Consider the following 4,059-nt stretch of genomic DNA (forward strand, 5'->3'; position numbering starts at 1 on the left):
TACGCCGACGCCGTCACCAAGCACGAGCCACGACCAGCCACTACGCCCGACAAGCCCTCACCGAACCGTGATCACAATCCCCGGCTGGAGTACTAACCGGCGTGATCGATTTCAGTGTTGTATCGATCGCCTGGCTGCAAATTTCGATGTTGTTCACGATGGGAGTCCACGAGAAGAACGATCTTTCCCCGCCCGCGCCCGGTCTCGATCGAGCGGTGTTGCCTCGGCGGCCTGCGCGAGCGGGAGTGCCTGTCGGAGATGGCGCCCAACGTGCAGTAGCCGAGGACGGTGTCCCCCCGAATGCCCAGCGACGCCTTCGCCCACCTGGTCAACGACGCCCGCGTACTCGTTGCCGGGGACGACCGGGAAGGAGTTGTCTACCGTCGGCGGTGCCCACCCCTTCCTGATGGCGGTGTCAAAGTGGTTGACCCCGGCTGACCGCACGCGGACGCGCAGCTGGCCGGGGCCGGCCTGCGGGCTGGCGACCTCGGTCAGCGTCAGAACCTCCGGCCCACCGAAGGACGTCATTTCATAAGGGTCACTTCTCTCTCTTCTCTCTGTCCTGGATCTGGGGCTTCGACGCGGAGTGACGCCGGGTGCTCGGACCCGGGTGTCCCGGCGGCCCCGGCAGCTGAGGGAGGTATCAAACCTCAAGTCCACTGCAGGTCAAGGTTGACCCCTGGCGATTCAGGCGGCAATGGCGGGATGTACGAATTCTATTAATTTAACCCTTTTCATGCCAGTGTTGGGCTGATGGCAGACTGGCGGGCATGGCTGACATGCGTGATCCGAAGGGCGTGCTGCACCACTACCTGCAGGCAACTCGTGACGATCTGATCTGGAAACTCGACGGGCTGGGCGAACGCGAGGCGAGATGGCCGCGTACGTCAACCGGCAACAACCTGCTGGGAATCCTCAAACATTGCCTCAACGTTGAGGCTGGTTACTTTGGTCCTACCTTCGGGCGTGAGTTCCCCAAGCCGGAGGAAATGGTTTCAGTGGAGGCGTATGAAAAGGATTCGCAGGCGGACTGGTATGCGGAGGTAGACGAGACGAAGGATGGGCTGATCGAGCTGTATCGTCGGGTGGCCGCCTTTGCGGACCAGACGATCGAGCAGCTTCCACTTGATGCTCCCGGGCGGGTGAGTTGGTGGCGGCCAGACCGGCAGGATGTGACCCTGCAACGAATCATCGTTCACGTCACCTGTGACCTGACCCGTCACCTGGGCCAGGCTGACATCCTTCGCGAGCAGCACGATGGATCGATCGGTTGGCATGCGGGCAACACCAGCGTTCCCGACTACGACTGGTCGGACTATGTCGTGCGGCTGACCGATCTCGCCCAGCGGTTCGGATAGCGCACGGTCTGCGCGACCACGTGCGTGGCGCTCAGTTGATGGGGACGAGTACCTCCGTACGCAGCCATGAGTGACCCGGGGATGGTGGAAGCCCGGGGGCTGCACGGCGGGGAAGATCACCCCGGAGCCGTCGGAAGAAAGGCCGCGAGGCCGAGTAGAACGACCGCACCCTGAAGTGAGCGGGCCGTATGCGGCCAAGGAGGGTGGTACCGCGGGACCTCGGGGTCTCGTCCCTCCGCCGGAGCTTGTCGTCTGTTCCGTCGGAGGAGATGTGCGTGTACCGCAGCGTTCCAACCCAGATCGACCTGCCCACCCTTGACCACGAGGTCCTGCGCTTCTGGCGGGAGAGTGACATCTTCGCCCGGAGCCTGGAGCAGTCGCAGGGCCGCCCGGAGTGGGTGTTTCTACGAGGGGCCACCGACCGCCAACGGTATGCCCGGTGCCCACCACATCGAGGCGCGGGTGTTCAAGGACGTCTTCGCACGCTATCGGACGATGAAGGGCTTCCACGTCAACCGCAAGGCGGGCTGGGACTGCTGTTCCGCGAGTTCCCGTACGAGCACAGCTACCCACACTGCTGGCGCGCTGCCACACGGCTTTGCTCTACTGCGCCCAGCCGTCCTGGTACATCCGCACCACGGCCGTTCGGAACGCCTTGTTGCGGGAGAACGAACGGACCACCTGGCACCCGGCGACCGTGAAGCACGGCCGGTACGGCGACTGGTTGGCCAACAACGTCGACTGGGCGCTGTCCCGGCGGCGCTACTGGGGCACGCCGCTGCCGATCTAGCGGTGCCCCGAGGGACACCTGACCTGCCTGGCTCGTTGGCCGAACTGAGCAAGTTGACTGGAATCGACCACAGCGAGCTTGACCCGCACCGACCCTTCGTGGACGAGGTGACCCTCGCCTGCGGGTGCGGCGCGACAGCTCGGCGAGTCGAGGAGGTCACTGACGCCTGGTACGACTCGGGAGCTATGCCGTTCGCGCAGTTCGGGTACCCGTACCGTGGCGCGGACGAGTTCGCCGCACAGTACCCGGCGCAGTTCATCTCGGAGGCCATCGACCAGACCCGCGGATGGTTCTACACCCTGATGACGGTGGGCACGCTGGTGTTCGACCAGTCGCCGTACGAGACAGTGGTCTGCCTCGGGCACATCCTGGCCGAGGACGGGCGAAAAGATGTCCAAGCACCTCGGCAACACCCTGGAGCCGATCCCGCTGCTGGACCGGCACGGCGCCGACGCCGTCCGATGGTTCATGGCCGCGGTCGGGTCTCCCTGGTCAGCTCGTCGGATCGGGCACACCGCGCTCCAGGAGGTAGTCCGAAAGGTACTGCTGACCTACTGAAACACCGTTGCCTTCCAGGCCCTGTACGGCCGTACCGCAGGTTGGTCGCCGTCACCTGCCGACCCGTCACCCGCCGACCGGCCCGTGCTGTACCGGTGGCTCCTCTCCGAGCTGCACCTTCTGGTGGGGCGGGTCGACGCCGCTCTGGCCGACTTCGACACGCACCAGGCGGGTCGACTGTTGTCGGCCTTCATTGCCGAGCGGGTCTGGCAGGATTTGGTATCTCCGGTCACCCCGGGCGCCGCGCCCTCGGTTCACCTGGCCGCCTATCCGGTGGCAGACCCAGCCCTGGTGGACCCGAGGCTGTCCGAACAGATGATCCTTGCCCGGCGCCTGGTGGAGCTGGGGCGCACCGCGCGGGCCGAGTCGGGGATGAAGGTCCGTCAACCGCTGTCCCGAGCTCTCGCCTCCGGTCCCGACTTCGCGACGCTCCCACCGGAGCTCCTGGCCGAAGTCGCGGCGGAGCTGAACGTGGGCTCGGTCGCCGCGCTCGGCGCTGCCAGGGACTCGCTGGTGGACACCACGGCGAAGGCGAACTTTCGGGCCCTGGGCGGTGGCCAGCGAGGCGGGAGCGACGCTCGCCCTGGACCTCGATCTCACGCCCGAGTTGCGTCGTGCCGGGTTGGCCCGGGACGCGATCCGACTGATTCAGGAAACCCGTAAGAACAGTGGCCTTGAGGCCACCGACCGGATCAGGTTGCGCTACCAGCCCCACCGGGAGGAAGCCGCCCGGGCTCTCGTGGAACACCGGACCCTCGTAGCCGACGAGGTCCTGGCCACTGACTGTGCCGAGGGCACGCCTACCTGGCCCGACGCGGAGTCGTTCACCGACGAGCCACTCGGCCTGACCTTTGGCTCCGCCGCGCACGAGGTGTTGGCGCCCGGGCCAGAAAGGGCGCCCGGATGATCGGGCCCGCCTTCCTGGTCCGGGATCATCCGGGGCCCATATCGCAGTGGCGACGCCCCGGATGGCTGCTTCTCCGACCGCTGACCGTGCGGTCAGCTGGCGGTGGGCTCCTTGTCGAGGAAGCCGTATACCGCGGAGAGTCGGCCGTCGTCGGCCTTGACCACGTCGAAGCCAACGGCCACCGGCTCGGCTGCCCCGGCTGGAGCGAGGTGCCAGGTGAAGCGGGCAATGTCGTGGTGGGTGTCGACCGGCCCGGCCAGGGTGAAGGTCATGCCCGGGACCTGCTCCTGGACGGCACTGATAAGGGTGTTGATCGCCTCGTGTCCACTGACGTCTGCTTTTGGGTCCGTATACCCGGGACATTCACCAGGTGGTGATCTTGTAACGGTTTCGTGAGGTCCGGAAAGGCGAAAGTGCCTGCCAGGCAAGGGAAAATGGTGATTGCG

5 protein-coding genes and 4 pseudogenes are annotated in these 4,059 nt (G+C 65.9%); 7 read left to right on the top strand and 2 right to left on the bottom strand.

Features of this window, described 5'->3' with window-relative positions; all coding sequences use genetic code 11:
• Nucleotides 1-251 precede the first annotated feature (251 nt).
• Nucleotides 252-528 (bottom strand): annotated as a pseudogene (locus K228_RS27935) (alcohol dehydrogenase catalytic domain-containing protein); the annotation flags it as partial.
• Nucleotides 529-770: 242 nt separating this feature from the next.
• Here K228_RS27935 and K228_RS0124050 point away from each other — a divergent pair.
• From K228_RS0124050 to K228_RS29920, 7 genes and pseudogenes are all read left to right on the top strand, one after another.
• Nucleotides 771-1,358, top strand: a complete 588-nt coding sequence (locus K228_RS0124050) for a DinB family protein (RefSeq protein ID WP_025620664.1) — start codon at nt 771-773, stop codon at nt 1,356-1,358.
• 432 nt (nt 1,359-1,790) lie between these two features.
• Nucleotides 1,791-1,838 (top strand): annotated as a pseudogene (locus tag K228_RS29910) (hypothetical protein); the annotation flags it as partial.
• 178 nt (nt 1,839-2,016) lie between these two features.
• Complete coding sequence (locus tag K228_RS30080; protein ID WP_342667140.1) at nt 2,017-2,148, top strand: class I tRNA ligase family protein; 132 nt, start codon at nt 2,017-2,019, stop codon at nt 2,146-2,148.
• 194 nt (nt 2,149-2,342) lie between these two features.
• Nucleotides 2,343-2,462, top strand: a pseudogene (locus K228_RS30085) (class I tRNA ligase family protein); the annotation flags it as partial.
• Between the two features lie 76 nt (nt 2,463-2,538).
• On the top strand, nt 2,539-2,706 hold the full coding sequence (locus K228_RS30090) for a hypothetical protein (protein ID WP_281171613.1): 168 nt from the start codon (nt 2,539-2,541) through the stop codon (nt 2,704-2,706).
• A gap of 123 nt (nt 2,707-2,829) precedes the next feature.
• Nucleotides 2,830-3,369, top strand: a complete 540-nt coding sequence (locus K228_RS30305) for a class I tRNA ligase family protein (RefSeq protein ID WP_342667141.1) — start codon at nt 2,830-2,832, stop codon at nt 3,367-3,369.
• A complete protein-coding gene (locus K228_RS29920; protein ID WP_245603588.1) occupies nt 3,260-3,613 on the top strand; it encodes a DUF5915 domain-containing protein in 354 nt (117 codons plus the stop codon). Before K228_RS30305 ends, K228_RS29920 begins: the two co-directional genes overlap by 110 nt.
• A gap of 92 nt (nt 3,614-3,705) precedes the next feature.
• Here K228_RS29920 and K228_RS0124060 read toward each other — a convergent pair.
• A pseudogene (locus K228_RS0124060) lies at nt 3,706-3,966 on the bottom strand (nuclear transport factor 2 family protein); the annotation flags it as partial.
• Between the last annotated feature and the right edge of the window lie 93 nt (nt 3,967-4,059).

The organism is Salinispora cortesiana (assembly GCF_000484695.1).
GTDB lineage: Bacteria > Actinomycetota > Actinomycetes > Mycobacteriales > Micromonosporaceae > Micromonospora > Micromonospora cortesiana.

Excerpts from the sequence above, each read along its gene's own strand:
- K228_RS30090 (WP_281171613.1), top strand. The coding sequence starts at position 2,539 with ATGTCCAAGCACCTCGGCAACACCCTGGAGCCGATCCCGCTGCTGGAC.
- K228_RS0124050 (WP_025620664.1), top strand. The coding sequence starts at position 771 with ATGGCTGACATGCGTGATCCGAAGGGCGTGCTGCACCACTACCTGCAG.